Below are 15,042 nucleotides of genomic sequence, written 5' to 3' on the forward strand. Positions count from 1 at the left end.
GTATCTTTGTATCAATTGCTAAAATATGAAACTAAAAGAGTTTTTTTACAAATTTTCCAAATTTTCCAGATTTATGTTTTTGTGTTTTGGATTAGGATTAGGTGGGTGTGCTTCCATAGTCAATGATATGACACCTGGTCATGTGTCTCGTAATCAGTCAAATATATACACAATGACCATATCCATTAATAATAGTGATAACCTTCGAAAAAGAGGGATAAAACCCTACATCGTAATCGGTGGGAAGAGGCATGAAATGAAGGTAAATGACATAGACAACAATCTATTTTACTATGATTACAAAATTCCCGATGGAGTCTGCAAAGTACCATATTATTACGAATTGGTTCGTCAGGTAGTGGATAAAAATGGATCAATAGTAGAAAGGGAAGTGGAAAAAACCGAACTATTCAACCTCTCGATAAGTGATAAGTATGTGCTTGGCATGGACTGCAAAAGAGGACCAGTTGGTGCAAGGGTTTGTATACTAGGATCAGGCTTTTTACCAAGAGATATGATCAGGGTTGGTGGCGTGCCGGCTAGAGTCAATAATGTGACGAAAGGAGCCATCGAATTTACGATACCACTGATGGATGCTGGTACTTTCTATGATGTGATTTTAATCAGCGGCGAAGAGAAAGTGATTATCGATAAATTTTTTATTGATGTTTCTAAATTAGGCACCGATGTGGAATCCATAAGGATTGGTAATGGCGAAAAGGCAATGTTGTCTTTTTTCATAGACCATGATGCTCCGGAAGGAGGAATAGATCTAGATATAACGACAGATATTCCGGATAGTGTTATTATGCCAGAAGTCAGGATTCCCGAAGGTAGTCGGTTTGCCGAGGTACAAATCGAAGGTAGTAATAACAGCGATGTGGGATCTCTGTTTGTGTACGCAAGGGGATTCAATGAACTAAAAATTCCCATCGAAGTTGGCGAAAACGCTTCGATGATCGAGGAATCCAGGTACAATAGGGTAGAACCCAAACGTCAGGAACGCCGAACCAATGGCCGCCAGGTTGTGGATGATTTTAATTTCGATGACAAAGAGGATGATGACATGGTGGTAGTGAGATAGATGATTATTCCATGGATTTGTTTGTAGTTGGAAACAGGGTCCGTGGAATTATCAAAAAATAGCAGATTTTGTTCAGGCAGTATATGTTCCGGATGCCATTGTGAGGAATTTATGTAAAAAATTGTCTGGATTCAGTGCACTTGAAGTGGTAGCAACCATTGGTTTGATGTTATTGATATATGCTTTCCTAGGCAGAGTTGAGTCGGTTTATAGAGAACATGTTAATCGAAATCGTGTGGTTGCCGAACTTGTTGGATTGGTAGCTGCACTGGAAAAGTACAAGGAGATTCATGGGGATTACCCAAGGGTATCGAACAATTCAGATGACGATGAAAACAGCAAAACTTTAAACTCGGCACTAAAAGGAAATATGGATCCATTTGGTGCTGTGGTCCCTGATGATCCTGCCGATGCTCACCCTGGTGATAGGAAAAAAATAAGCCTCATCAATACAAGAATAAGGGAACTAGACGCAAGATTTATTGATCAGTTCGGCAATGGCTATTTGTATTATTATGCCACAAGGAATGATGTGGATAACAGGGTATGGACAAGGCATTCATTTGTATTAGTTAGCAAGGGTGTGGACGGAATAAAAACCGTAGTTATTGGCAACGACGGTACGATTTCGCAACATAAAGGTGATGATATAATTGCAGATAACACTGGAATATTATGAAAAATTACAAAAAAACCATAGGATTTTCACTGGTAGAGCTGGTTATAATTATTTCGGTTGTGGGTATATTGATATCCATTGCCCTGCCAGCCATAAATAAATCCAGTCGCTCTGTAAAAATTTCCAAAACAAAGATACGCTTTTCCCAGATAGTCAATGCGTTGAAGAGCTACTATAACGAATATGGCTGTTGGCCAGATATATTGACCCCGAATCTAGCCCATTCTTTTGTTGACAAAAGTACAATATTTTCATCAATGCTTGTGGGTAATTGTAATTACGTTGATGATTCCATGCCAGAGGATTTGCTCTATTTGAATCCAAAAAGGTTAAGATTCATCGACATAACAAACAGCGATTTGTATAAACAAAATTCCGTTATACAAAAAGATAGATTAGCAGACAGTTTTAATAACCCGGCTATTTATGCTGTTTTTTCTAATTCAAATATTCCTTCTGCCAGAATTCTCCAATCTGCCTTCGATGCCTATCCGTCGGTTAAAACCAAGGTGCCCGCCGATGGCCTTAATGAATCTGTGGTGGTTTTTAGTTGTGCCGAAGTAGGTAAAAATTACGCAGCCGTGAGGGATGATGCGGTTGATGTCCTAAGCTGGGAGATATAAGTCTCTTACAATAAAAGCTTTTTCAATTTCTGTGTGTTTTCATTATCCACTATGGCGATCATTCTATCGTTGGCATTTATGACATCTTCTGCCCGGGGAACTTTTGTGCTGAATTTATGCGATAGGGCAACGATTACGCAATTTTTTGGCCATTGGATTTCATTCATTTTTTTACCGATACATTCACTATTTTTTGAAACTTTTAGCTCTAAAAATGATCCGGAATTATCAGGAAATTTCGATAATTCTACACATTTTTCCGTTGAAAGATATTTGATCAATTCGTTGGCTGTTGCCACCCGAGGGTATATTATCCTCTTGATACCGAGACCCTTGGTTATATTCATAAGTGTGTTTTCATAGTCGCCTTTATTCAGAGTAAGCATGACATTTTTAGTCCCAATGTGGCAGGCCTGCAGTGAGGTCATTATGTTTTCCTCATCATCTTTTGTGCAGGCGATGAAATAGTCACTGAGGTTAATTTGTTCTTCTTTCATCAGAGTTATCGATGTGGCGTCACCGTGGATGACGGTTATGTTCCTAAACTGTTGCGACAGAAGATCACAGGTTTCTCTGTTTTTTTCAATGATGCGGATCTTATATTTTGAGTCGCTCAAATATCTGATCAGAGCTATTGCTGTTTCGTTACCTCCAAACACTGTTATCGACGATGATTCTGGAAACTCCTGGGGCTTTAATTGGTCGCGAACTTCGCTTATAGCAACAGAATTTCCTACCACTGTTAGTATGTCGCCGATACACATGTTGGTTTCGGCCGTGGCCACCTCATATTTGTCATTGCGACAGATACATCCTATTCGAACGCTTGGATCCAGCCTTATTTCTCGCAGTGTCCTATCAACAAATTTTGAATCAGCGCTGATTTTTATTTGCTGGGCATCTATGGAACCTCTGGCGAAATTTTCCACAGCTACTCTCCCAGGGTTTATTATTTCCTTTGCTAATTCTATGGCACACAATGCCTCGGGATTAACAAACATATCTATGCCAAAATGCAATTGATAGTTTAGCTGAGAATTATCCACATAGGTTCTGTCCCTGGCTCTGCAGATCGTCATTTCGGCGCCGAGAGCTTTGGCTATGGAAGCGGACAATAGGTTGGATTTGTCGTCGTTCATCATGGCCATGAAGAAGTCACAGTTTTCGATTCCTGCGTTTATCAATGTCTCAGCAGAACAGCCATTAGCACATATGATGCGAGCTTCGCATCGTTCATAGATTGCCTTAGATGCCAATGGATCAATATCTATAACCGTTACTCTATGAGACTGACTAAAAGTCTCTGCCAAAAAACTCCCCACATTACCTGCTCCAACAATGGTGATTTCCATAACTATAGGTCATATAATCTAGCCTTTGCTAATCATTTTGCCAATCATAGAATCTCATAATTAACATATTTTTTGTTTTTGTGATCGTTTATTAATTTTATTTTACCGGTGTAGATTTATATTATTAAGTTTTTACGTTTTTACGTTTTTATGTATTTACGTTTTTGCATTCTTATGTTTTTTTATATTTTCAACTTTCCAACGCTATCTCAATTTTTTTCATATACCCGTGAGCTTTTTAAATCTTGAGAACAAAAGAATCTTGGTGGCAGGAGTTGCAAATAGGAAAAGCATAGCCTGGGTTGTGGCTTCGCAGTTAAAAGCCGAGGGTGCGAAGGTGATTTTTAGCCTGAGGTCTAGGGCTAGACTTGAGGCTCTGGGAAATTTAATTGCCGGTGAGGAGGTGTATATATGTGACGTTGAAAACCGTGAAGATATCTTGGCCCTTGGGGAAAATCTTGCGAAAAGTGGTGAAAAAATTGATGGATTCGTACATTCGATAGCCTTTGCAAATTATTCAGCCGGTATATGTAAGTTTTATGATACCACCAGAGAAGATTTTTTGCAATCCGTTACGATTTCCTGCTTTTCTTTGGTGGAGATGGCCCGGGTATTAAAACCAATATTTTCTACAGACGCCTCGGTGGTTACAATGGGGATCTCATCCCAGGTGACTGCTGAAAGCTATGGCTATATGGCTCCGATTAAAGCAGCGCTTGATAGCAGTGTGAGGTTTTTGGCAAAGTCGTTCAGCGCTGACACAAATGTTAGGTTCAACTCGGTTAGGGCCGGCCCATTGAAAACCAGTGCATCAGCTGGCATACCAGGCTATATAAATAACTATTTATATGCTGAAAAAATGACATTTCGAAAGAAAGCCATTAGCACCGACGAGGTGGCAAATACGGTGCTTTTTTTACTGAGTAATAGATCAAGCGGTATTAACGGTCAGGGCATTGTGGTAAATGCCGGCATGGATATTAATTATTTTGACAATGAACTGGTCGATGCTGTTACGAAATCAAGCGCCAATAATTCCTAGTGCCAATGGTATTATTTTGAGTATCTTATACAAGAATGTGAATTTTTTTATTGTGTAGTTAGGGTTTCTCATCATAAAAGGCCAAGACGGTTGTATTAGGGCTATTATCAATAGGGATTGATTAAAAGTAATTTTATAAAATAATTGAAATATTTGCTTGATATCAAAATTATTAATCTTTCGAATAATCGGTTTGGTAGATTTTTATAGAAATAAAACAAAAGTATACTAATGTTATGAACGAAAATGACATCCAGGAGGGGCAAATTGTACAGTCTAAAAACGAGAATATTAAAAAAGGCCTGCGTGGTAGACCTAGAAAAATTAGAGACAATGTTGATAAATTAGAAGATCATGCCGGCGTTAAAACTGCCAGAGGTACGGCATCACACAGTAAAAATGACGCCTGTACGTCTCTGGTCTGTGAGTACACTGATTCCCATGTAGTTGGTGACGATTGGTCGCCAAATGCTAGTCTAAATGAAATTAAAGTAGGCAGTGAATTGACGCTGAATAGCCTTCCGGAATATGCTGAGGTAAACATCGTGGATAAACCCAGTTCTTTTAGACCTAGGGGCGAAACTAGGCAAAATAAGGTTCAATATAAAGATAATCATCCGCAGCAAGATAAAGGCCAAAGCCAAAATATACATCAAAAACAACATTATGTCAGCAATGGTCTGAAGAAAAGATTTCAGTCAACGGTTAGAATTGGAGCGTTTTCTCTTGGGAACCTGAGAAATTTGAGTTTTTTCCAAAGAAAAGACCTACTGGATGAGCTTGCGGTCTCTGTCATAGATGACACCAAGCCTACCTTCAACATGTCGGATATATACGGTGATCCCCAGGATGTAATGGAGAGTAAGGCTATCAATCTGTTCGGGTTATCGAGCGACAAATTTATTTCTAAAGGCAAAATCATCGATCTGTGTATCACCGAGGCCTACTTGAAAAAAAGGGCTGTGTTGGTTTCAGGTATTATAGAGTCAATAGAAGGCGGTGATGGTCTTATTGTGTACAGAGCTGATAACTACCGCATACGGCCCAAAAGTGCCTATATACCAAAATGTCTGATGCAATACTATGGGCTTAGACGAGGCCAAAACATCGAGGCCTGTATCCATCCCCAATTGGAACAGTCTACCTGTCCATTTGTTTTAAGAGTAAATGATGTTCTTGGGTTTGATCCAAATAAAGTGTCTATGCTACCACGGTTTAAAGAACTGGTGCCCTATTACCCGACGGAGCGTCTTTTACTGGAGACCACCGATGGCGTAAAATGGGATAATTTTTCTATGCGAATTGTCGATTTATTAACTCCCATTGGCCTAGGCCAGAGAGGGTTAATAGTTGCTCCACCGCGGACAGGTAAAACAGTGTTGTTGCAGGGAATTGCAAATGCGATAACAAACAATCGGCCCGATGCCCATCTCATAATTTTGTTAATCGATGAAAGGCCCGAAGAGGTTACTGATTTTTCAAGACAGACCTTGGGCGAGGTTATCAGCTCCACATTTGATGAGTCTCCCGATAGTCATGTACATGCGGCGGAGATAGTTGCGGAAAACGCAAGGAGGAGAGTCGAGGCCGGCCAACATGTGGTAATTCTTTTGGACTCTATAACCAGACTTGCCAGGGCTTATAACGCCGAACAGCCAAGCAGTGGTAAAGTGCTATCTGGTGGTGTGGAAGCCAATGCATTACAATTACCTAAGAAATTTTTTGGTTCGGCAAGAAACATAGAAAATGGCGGTAGTTTAACCATAATAGCCACGGCTTTGGTTGAAACCGGCAGCAAGATGGATGATGTTATTTTCGAAGAATTCAAAGGCACTGGAAATATGGAACTTCATCTCGATAGAGCCCTATCGGACAAAAGGTTGTTTCCTGCAATAAACCTAGAACGCAGTGGTACCAGAAAAGAAGAGCTGTTGTATCATCCTGATGAGATAACCAAAATATATGGATTGCGGCGGGCGATGAAAGGAGTCCATCACACGGAAGCCATGGAAATGCTCATAAGCAGGATGAAAAAGACTCAAAATAATGTGGAATTTTTAATGAATGTGAATCGTTAGTTATTTGTGGATGAAATAAAACACAGGTTTATGGTTAAAGGTGTCTGTGCGATAGAATGCGCCGACAGGTTTCTTTTGATAAAACGCAGTGTTGGTAATCTAGGTCCAGCGTTGATTTTTCCCGGTGGTAAAGTCGAGATCGGCGATGGCCACCGTGATATACTTGAGAATACAGTGCGGCGTGAGGTATCAGAAGAATTTGGTTTTCATATTGATGTGGCATTGCATTACCTTTGCAGCAATCTATATATGGATATCCATGGTAACCATATAATAGATACCACGTTTTATTGTCGGCTTGGAGAGTTACCGCCCATTGTGGCGAATGTCAAGGAAGTTCCGGAGTATTTTTGGCTATCCCAGGATGAGATAAAAGCCTCTGGGTGTTCTGGACTGGTAGAATGGAAGATAGCTAAAATTCAAGTACTTAAGGCACAATTGCCGGGATATTTTTAAATTTATGTGTAGCCGATCAAAGTTTTGGTTGATTTTTTATGACTTTGCCATACAACATAGACCAGGTTGTATTGTCGGTTAGGATTGGTATATTATGAAACAGTTACAAATTTCTATTGATCAAAGAAGTGAAGTTGGACGCCATAGTTCTTACAGATTGCGCAGGAAAGGACGTATTCCGGCTGTGGTATATGGAAAATCTGGCGTACATCTGATCAGTGTTTTGGATAAGGACCTGCGTGTCCTTATGAAAGAAAAGGGAAGTTCAGCGGCCATAGTTGAGCTGGGCGGCGAAGTGGTAAGGAAGTTATCAATTGTGGCCGAAGTTCAGCGCGAGGCTGTTTCAGGTAGGTTTATGCATGTGGATTTTCATGAAATTTCAGAAAATGAAAAAATCCATCTGGTGGTTCCTATAAAGTTGGTTGGTGAATCCTATGGTGTGAAAAATGAAGGCGCCATTATCGAGCAGGTTCGTCATGAGCTTGGTGTTCGTTGTCTTCCGAAGGACATGATGGAGCATATCATTATCGATGTAAGCAACTTAAAAGTCGGAAATTCGATCCATATTAAAGACATATCTATGCCGAAAGGTGTTGAGTTGATTGGTAGCAGCGATGCCATTGTTCTGTCCTGTGTAGGTCAGAATGAATCTGCAGAGAATGAACCTTCTGCCGAGGAACCAAAACCAGCTGAATCTTCGAAATCCTAGTCCGTTGGCATGTTGCCCCGTGTATTTATTGGCCTTGGTAACCCGGGCGTTGAATATGATGGCACAAGGCATAATGTTGGTGCCCATGTACTTAGTGAATTTGCCAGTCGTGTTTTTGCCATTGAATTGGCTTCCTGGAAGCGTGACAATTCACTGGGCTGTAGATTTGCCAAGGTGCTATATAAAGAAAGACCTATCTTTCTGGTTCGGCCAGCTACATTTATGAATGATTCTGGGCCGGCGGTTTCAAGGTTTTGTTCCTATTTTAAAATAGATGCCAAGGAGGTCGTTGTTCTTTGCGATGATATAACGATCCCTGTTGGTGAGTATAAACTAACTACAAGAGAAGGAGATGCAGGTCACAATGGAATAAAAAGCATAGCTGAATACCTGGGCCATGGCTTTTCCAGGTTTAGAATAGGTATAGGAGGGAAAAAACATAGGCTTATGATGCTTGCAGATCATGTAATTGGCCAATTGCCGGCTGAAGATAGAGAAAAAATTGACAGCAATTTGAATAATATTTTCGATGGACTGAAGCTACTGCTTGACAAAGGTGCCAGCTACTCTATGAACTTCATAAATCGTGGTATTGGAAAGCACAGTGAAGATGTATCGCTACCGGGCGACAATGGTGTTGGATACTAGAAATTATCAGGATTCTTTGGAGTCTTTGATCGATAAATTGAAGGATGCGTTTGTTGCACTTGGCTGTCAGCTGAGTGATACGATCCACATTGGTCAGAAAGTTTTTGAAAGGATAACCGATAAAAAATTTCAGGCCGGTGTTTATGTTCGGATTTTGTTTGAAGCCGGTTCTAGTATTCCAAAGATGATTAATGATAGATTCGCATTGGATAAAACCATCAATAGGATAATGATAGAGCGTTGTAAATAAGTGAAATGGCATCTTTTAATAAAGTCATACTGCTTGGAAATTTGACAAGAGATCCGGAGATCCGGACGACCAATAGTGGTGTATCGATTTGTAAGTTTGGCCTCGCGACTACTCGTATTAGTCGTTCCCAGGAAGGAGATAGTCGCGAGGAGGTTGTGTTTGTGGATGTGGATTGCTTTGGTAAGCAAGCTGATTTGATATCTAAATATTTTACCAAAGGTAAACCTATATTTATAGAGGGTAGATTGAGATTGGATCAATGGGAGTCTTCCTCCGGCGAAAAACGCAGTAAACTGGTTGTTGTTCTTGAGAGTTTTCAGTTTGTTGGTTCCAAAGGGGATGATAACTTAGATGGTACTGGATTAGAACGGGTTGGCGTTGTTTCCAATGATTCTTCCCAGGATCAGATCAGCGGTGATGAGGATGTTCCTTTTTGATTTTTTAAGAAATGGCTACTGCTAATATTTTGTTACTGAAAAAGGTTGAGAATCTAGGCGCTGAGGGCGATAGGGTTAGTGTCAGAGCTGGTTACGCCAGAAACTATTTATTACCTAATAGGATAGCTATTCCGGTGACCAGGGCTAACGGCAAACAAATTGAGGCTTTGCAAAAAAAACGCCTGGAGCGTGAGGCCGATGAATTGGCCAGGGCAAAATCCACAGCCGAAGCCATCGCCGGCCTGGCGTTGTCATTTTCAGCTAAGATAGGCGAGAATGGGAAAATGTTTGGATCCATCACAGCAGCTAATTTAATAGCCAAGTTGGCTGAGTTTGGTGTCAATTTGAACAAAAAAATACTTCATATGGAGCCTGCTAAACATGTAGGTAGACATATCGCCAAGGTGAGATTGCATCGAGACATTGTTATTGATCTGGCTTTTGATGTGGTGTCCGAAGATGCTGCGCAACAACCTGTAGCTGTTGCAAATAAAGATACAGATAACAAAGGTTAGCCTTTTAGTGATTGGCCTATTTATAACTCCGGTTATTCAGAATACCTCGGGATTTAATAAATTCTATCATTATTTTTACCGTCAATAGGTTATTTTGAGCAAAATAATTGTGGGTATAGGATTCCTTTGTAACCCGACGCAGTTAATTCTAGCATTGGTAAATTTTTTGTTAAAATAATTTTATATTTTATATTATTTTTACTAAGTTGTTGACTTGAACAACCTGACTAGTATAGTATTTGTAAATCAGTTGATGGGATATGGAAAAAAGATTATATATTGTTATGTTGCTTTCATTGTGCTCGGCTTTTGGGCTTACTTCATCTAGCTTTGCTGGTACAGTAAACATACGGAAGATTTGTGATGCCAATAATACACTTCTTACGAATCTCAATGATTATGATTACACAGATGCTGTTTATAATAAATGCAAACCAGGAGTTCTTACCCACAATAAAAAGGAATTTAATTATCCTGTTAGGGTGCCATTTATTATAGGAGATGGTGATAGTAGTGATAATTCGCCGAAAATCTGCTTTGCACTAGAAGCCAATGTACGAGAAAAAACGAGTAATGTTGTTAGTGGTAGTGCGCATAGTTTAGATCGTGCAGCCAAGGCTAAAGCAAGAATAAATATTGCGGCGATTTACAAAGACGAGACGAAAAATAATGAGCAAAAACTGATAATAGATGTGAATGAACTGGATAAAGATATTGCAAATTCTTTAAATCAAATCACTGCAGGAGGTATTAATATTTTTGATATAAGCCTCTATATCGTTGCTCAAAGAAGGCCAAATGGTAATAATTGGACACTATTACCAAGTCCAGCCAAATATGCCCATTGCCCAAATAGAGCATACACAAATGTAATTAGTTATAACATAAATAATGGCGTATTAAAAGAGTATAAAATTAATAAAATTATTAATGATCAGTCGGTAAATGATGTATTTCAGTCGATCCTATTGACTGATGTTTCTGGAAGTGATCTAAATAAAGGTGCATATAATGTAGATAAGTCATCTGCAAAACAGTATAAATGGGTAACCATTACAATTTTTTTGTTACTAGATGATAATAAGTATAACGCATTGACGAATGATCTTAGAGGTGTTAAAGATAGAAATAGTATCTTTTTATACATAGGTATGTTATGTTCTAAATACTATGATCTTACATTCGTATTTGATAACTTAAGTGATGGAGTTGTTGATTATAGCACTGGCAATGGCATTTTATTAACAACTCCAGCTTCTGACGGATTACCATTAATGCCGCCACCTACATCTTCATCTACACTCACACCATTATCTACACCTACACCACTATTAACACGCTCGTCTACACCATTATTAACACACCCGTCTGGACCCTCATTAGTATCCTCGTCTGTACCACCCTCGCCAACATATACGCCGTCATTATCATCCTATTCTCCCTATGGGTCAAGTGGTTCATCCTATTCTTACTACAGTGGTACTGGTAGAGGAAGGCGTAGAACCAGAGGAAGGCGTAGAGCCAGAGGAAGGCGTAGAACCAGAGGAAGACGTAGAGCCAGAGGAAGGCGTAGAACTAGAGGAAGACGCGGAACCAGAGGAAGGCGTAATCGCCATTGGTAGGTCAAAATCTAGGATGTTGCTAGTAAAAAGCTGCAGAAGTATCTGTGGCTTTTTACTTTATTGTAAATCGATATACCTGGAAATTTTATCTACCAACGATTTTAAAGACGGTAGGGCGACTCGATGGCCCCAGGCTATACCATTGTCCAGTTTTGCGTCATCAATGACTACGGTTATAAGTACCTGGGGGGAATCCTGGGGAAAAAATCCAGAACAAGAAGAAATATGATGAGACGATGAATATTTACCATTCACAATCTTCTGTGATGTTCCGGTCTTATATACAATGCCCAGACCGTTTATATTCGCATCCTTATTATTTGGGTCATACAGGATGTTTATCATGATATTTGTCGTTTTGTAGGATAATACTTTTCCTTTTATCTCGGGATGAAATTTTAACACATTATGGCCGGAATGATCGACGATTTTTCTCACGATTTGTGGTTTTAACAAAAATCCACCATTGGCAATAATTCCCATGGCTTGATGTATTTGCATGGGTGTTACTCCTATCGCATGGCCCATGGGAAATCGTGTTATGGTTAGACTATCCCATTTATTATATGGGTGCAAAATGCCAGGAACTTCACCATCTAGTCCATAGCCTGTGGGTTTACCAAACCCAAAGGCTTTTGCCGCTTCATAGAGCCTTTTTTTGCCAAGTATCAGTCCGATATGAGCCATTCCTCGGTTGCTGGATTTTCTCAACACATCGGTCAGAGATAATTTGTCGAATTTGCTATGATCCTTTGGTAGCTTTATCTCTCGATTCGAGACAGTTATGTAATCTTTACTGCAATCGAATACAGTCTCTGGTGTTATTAGGCCCTGTTCAAGGGCGATGCTTGAAGCAACTATTTTGAAAACGGAACCTGGCTCATAAATATCTGTAATTGCTCTATTTCGAAAACTATCGATGCTAGCTTTGTTGTACAAGTTGTTGTTGTAGGTTGGCCTGTTGCTAAGGCCTAGGATTTCGCCCGTTGTTGCATCGCTTACGATGATAGTTGCCCATTGGGGATGAAATTTATCAATTATACTATCCAACTCTTTTTCGACCATGTCTTGTATTATAATGTCGATGGATAGCTCCACATCACAGCCATTTTGAGCATTGATGTCTAATTTCCGGAACTGGCGTAGCTCTTTGTGGTTACCATCTTTTTCCGATTCTATCAATCCATCCTGGCCTTTTAGGTATCTGTCCATCGATTTTTCGATACCGCAAGAAGCTGTGCCATCATCATTTATGAACCCTATGATCTGACTGGCCAGGCCATCGGTTGGATAGAGCCGTTTATACTTTTTTGTACCATAAACACCTTTAATTTTGAGTGCCAATATGCGTTCAAACAATGTGTCGCTTTCTATTGTTTTGATCTTTTTCCATCTAATATCCAGTACCTTCTGATTTTTTAGGAATTTGCACCTTTGGAAGCAGGTTTTCAATGCATCAGGATTCATGTTTAGCATGGCTGCCAATTGCTGTATTTTCTGAAAGTCACGTTCATAGTCGGCCACACAGGGGTCGACCCCGATGTCGATGAGACAATTTGTCATGGCCATGGCAACCTCATTACGGTCTAGTATCTGGCCTCGTTTGGATTGTTGGATTTTTACGCTGGAGCGTAATTTTTCCACATAGGGAATATATTTATGTCTATCAATGACAGAGATAAACAGCGTCCTGCAAAATATACATAGAAAGCACAACAACATCCCGGTCAAAGTAAAAAAAAACCTGACAGAAATTTTTGTACTAGTTAGCAAAGCTTTATAAAATTATGCCTATTATTCGGCTATTCATGCGGACATAACCAGTGGAATATCGGTTTTCCTATAAATTTATAAAAAAATTAAAATTTTGTTATAAAATAAATTACAACTTTTGATATGAGTATATAGATTGATAGTATCCACAATGACTATCTGTAGGTGTCACTCAATTCTTTTTCGAGCCTGGCTCTTTCCAAATCCTTCCTGAGTAATTTATTTTCCAGGTCTTTCCTGCGGATTTCTTCTTCTTCATACCTTCGTCTATCGTAATCATAGCTTGAATAATTATCTCTCCGATCTCTACGCAATTCTTCCTTTTGTCTGGCAATTTTTGCATCCTTTTTATCGTTCTCTGAACCGATATTATGGCCAATAGCGGCGCCACCTAGGCCACCAAGAACTCCACCAAGTGCAGCTCCGCCGGCACCACCATCTATGGCGTAGCCAATACCTGCTCCAGCCGCTGCACCTAGCGCCGCGCCACCTAGTGATGATTCGGTGGTGTCACAACCAGTTAACAGTAAGCAACACATACCTATTACATAAATATTAATATCCTTACTCATAGACTAATACGCTGTCATATATTTTACAAAAATCAATAGCAATCGCTATTGATTTTTGAATAAATATCACAATTATCGCTATTTAGTTGTCCAAATATGGCCATTCAGAAAATCATCAGTAATATATTGATTTTAATTCTAAAGGGTTACAGAGTATTTTTGTCTCCGTTAAAGCCGTATATATTTGGTCCCGGGTGCGGCTGTAGATTTAGCCCATCCTGTTCGGAATATGCGATAATTGCGTTAAAAAAACACCGAGTGTGCTTGGCTTTGTATTTGATTGCCAAGAGATTAATTGCCTGTAATCCGTTTAACGACTGCGACAAAGAGTATTGACCTTAACATATATAATTAGCATAACTCCAAATATTAATGAAAAAATGCTGAAAAATTGTCCACGGGATAGGGTAAAAATCAGTGGAGCATCCGGTTCTCTAAAAAATTCGCAAAAAAATCTAGCACAGGAATAGCCTATCAAAAATTCTGCCGATAAAATCCCTGGCGTCGTGACTTTTTTCATTCTGTATCGTAGATAAAAAAACAGAAATAATCCCTCAAAAAATGCTTCATATAGCTGGGAAGGATGACGTGGTTGGATAATTTCCTGGTCAATGGCTCCGTTGTTCGTGAATTTCATTGCCCAGGGCAGATAGGATATTTTGCCCACCAGCTCTCCATTGATGAAGTTTCCTATTCGGCCGAGGAATAGCCCAATTGGCGCTATGGCACTGATGGTGTCGGTCACTTGTAGCAGATTAAGTTTGTTTTTATGCGAAAACAATACCAGGCCGAGTATTACTCCAATGAATCCTCCGTGACTGGCCATGCCACCGTTCCATATCTTTAATATTATCAATGGATTGGCTAAAAATGTTGACAGGTCATATAGCAACCAATAGCCCAGTCTGCCGCCGATTATAACACCACCGGCACAGAATAGGATAAGTTGTTCGGTTTGATGCTTTTTTATCACAGATTTTTTGCTAATGCTATCGTGATTAAGATAGGCGAAAGTTATCAGAAAGCTGATGACATAAAGTATTCCGTACCACCTGATTCCTGATATTATGAACCATTCGGGGAATTTTAAGATAAATGGATTGATACTGTGAACGATGTACCCTAGGACCATAACTTGAACTATAACTAGAATTGATATCGAATTTGTCTATAAATTTTATCTTGTCATTGCCATTGATCAG

At 39.6% G+C, this 15,042-nt stretch carries 17 protein-coding genes; 13 read left to right on the forward strand and 4 right to left on the reverse strand.

Annotation, left to right across the window (positions count from 1 at the left end):
- The first annotated feature begins 25 nt into the window (after positions 1–25).
- The 3 genes from LBB20_03670 (at position 26) to LBB20_03680 (ending at position 2,386) form a co-directional block, all read left to right on the forward strand.
- Positions 26–1,084, forward strand: a complete 1,059-nt coding sequence (locus LBB20_03670; GenBank protein MDR2735898.1) for a hypothetical protein — start codon at positions 26–28, stop codon at positions 1,082–1,084.
- Positions 1,085–1,184: 100 nt separating this feature from the next.
- Entirely contained in the window at positions 1,185–1,763 is a 579-nt protein-coding gene (locus tag LBB20_03675; GenBank protein MDR2735899.1) for a hypothetical protein, read from the forward strand.
- Entirely contained in the window at positions 1,760–2,386 is a 627-nt protein-coding gene (locus LBB20_03680) for a type II secretion system GspH family protein (protein MDR2735900.1), read from the forward strand. Before LBB20_03675 ends, LBB20_03680 begins: the two co-directional genes overlap by 4 nt.
- Positions 2,387–2,391: 5 nt before the next feature.
- On the opposite strand, the gene trkA is transcribed toward LBB20_03680, so the two are convergent.
- Positions 2,392–3,738 carry a Trk system potassium transporter TrkA gene (gene trkA, locus LBB20_03685; protein ID MDR2735901.1) on the reverse strand — a complete coding sequence of 449 codons (1,347 nt, stop codon included), beginning with the start codon at positions 3,736–3,738 and terminating at the stop codon, positions 2,392–2,394.
- 229 nt (positions 3,739–3,967) lie between these two features.
- On the opposite strand from trkA, the gene LBB20_03690 reads away from it, so the two are divergent.
- From LBB20_03690 to LBB20_03730, 9 genes are all read left to right on the forward strand, one after another.
- Positions 3,968–4,780 carry an SDR family oxidoreductase gene (locus LBB20_03690; GenBank protein MDR2735902.1) on the forward strand — a complete coding sequence of 271 codons (813 nt, stop codon included), beginning with the start codon at positions 3,968–3,970 and terminating at the stop codon, positions 4,778–4,780.
- A gap of 854 nt (positions 4,781–5,634) precedes the next feature.
- Positions 5,635–6,858: a transcription termination factor Rho gene (gene rho, locus LBB20_03695; GenBank protein MDR2735903.1), complete on the forward strand. Its 1,224-nt coding sequence runs from the start codon at positions 5,635–5,637 to the stop codon at positions 6,856–6,858.
- A 6-nt stretch (positions 6,859–6,864) separates the two neighbouring features.
- Positions 6,865–7,314, forward strand: a complete 450-nt coding sequence (locus LBB20_03700) for an NUDIX domain-containing protein (GenBank protein MDR2735904.1) — start codon at positions 6,865–6,867, stop codon at positions 7,312–7,314.
- A gap of 94 nt (positions 7,315–7,408) precedes the next feature.
- Positions 7,409–8,023, forward strand: a complete 615-nt coding sequence (locus LBB20_03705) for a 50S ribosomal protein L25 (protein ID MDR2735905.1) — start codon at positions 7,409–7,411, stop codon at positions 8,021–8,023.
- 9 nt (positions 8,024–8,032) lie between these two features.
- Positions 8,033–8,671, forward strand: a complete 639-nt coding sequence (gene pth / locus LBB20_03710; protein ID MDR2735906.1) for an aminoacyl-tRNA hydrolase — start codon at positions 8,033–8,035, stop codon at positions 8,669–8,671.
- Positions 8,655–8,921 (forward strand): 30S ribosomal protein S6, encoded by a 267-nt coding sequence (locus LBB20_03715; GenBank protein MDR2735907.1) that lies wholly within the window; start codon positions 8,655–8,657, stop codon positions 8,919–8,921. The genes pth and LBB20_03715 overlap by 17 nt, the downstream gene beginning before the upstream one ends.
- A gap of 5 nt (positions 8,922–8,926) precedes the next feature.
- Positions 8,927–9,358: a single-stranded DNA-binding protein gene (gene ssb, locus LBB20_03720; protein ID MDR2735908.1), complete on the forward strand. Its 432-nt coding sequence runs from the start codon at positions 8,927–8,929 to the stop codon at positions 9,356–9,358.
- An 11-nt stretch (positions 9,359–9,369) separates the two neighbouring features.
- Positions 9,370–9,873 carry a 50S ribosomal protein L9 gene (gene rplI / locus LBB20_03725; protein ID MDR2735909.1) on the forward strand — a complete coding sequence of 168 codons (504 nt, stop codon included), beginning with the start codon at positions 9,370–9,372 and terminating at the stop codon, positions 9,871–9,873.
- Between the two features lie 260 nt (positions 9,874–10,133).
- On the forward strand, positions 10,134–11,495 hold the full coding sequence (locus LBB20_03730; GenBank protein ID MDR2735910.1) for a hypothetical protein: 1,362 nt from the start codon (positions 10,134–10,136) through the stop codon (positions 11,493–11,495).
- Positions 11,496–11,552: 57 nt separating this feature from the next.
- Here LBB20_03730 and LBB20_03735 read toward each other — a convergent pair whose 3' ends face one another.
- Positions 11,553–13,217: a penicillin-binding protein 2 gene (locus LBB20_03735; protein MDR2735911.1), complete on the reverse strand. Its 1,665-nt coding sequence runs from the start codon at positions 13,215–13,217 to the stop codon at positions 11,553–11,555.
- Between the two features lie 206 nt (positions 13,218–13,423).
- The gene (locus LBB20_03740; protein ID MDR2735912.1) at positions 13,424–13,840 is read right to left on the reverse strand and encodes a hypothetical protein; all 417 of its coding nucleotides are present in this window, start codon (positions 13,838–13,840) and stop codon (positions 13,424–13,426) included.
- Positions 13,841–13,936: 96 nt separating this feature from the next.
- On the opposite strand from LBB20_03740, the gene yidD reads away from it, so the two are divergent.
- Entirely contained in the window at positions 13,937–14,176 is a 240-nt protein-coding gene (yidD, locus tag LBB20_03745; GenBank protein MDR2735913.1) for a membrane protein insertion efficiency factor YidD, read from the forward strand.
- Here the strand turns inward: yidD and lgt are convergent.
- Positions 14,151–14,972 carry a prolipoprotein diacylglyceryl transferase gene (gene lgt, locus LBB20_03750; GenBank protein MDR2735914.1) on the reverse strand — a complete coding sequence of 274 codons (822 nt, stop codon included), beginning with the start codon at positions 14,970–14,972 and terminating at the stop codon, positions 14,151–14,153. The genes yidD and lgt overlap by 26 nt on opposite strands.
- Between the last annotated feature and the right edge of the window lie 70 nt (positions 14,973–15,042).

It is taken from the genome of Puniceicoccales bacterium, assembly GCA_031283585.1.
Taxonomy (GTDB): domain Bacteria; phylum Verrucomicrobiota; class Verrucomicrobiia; order Opitutales; family LL51; genus JAIRTH01.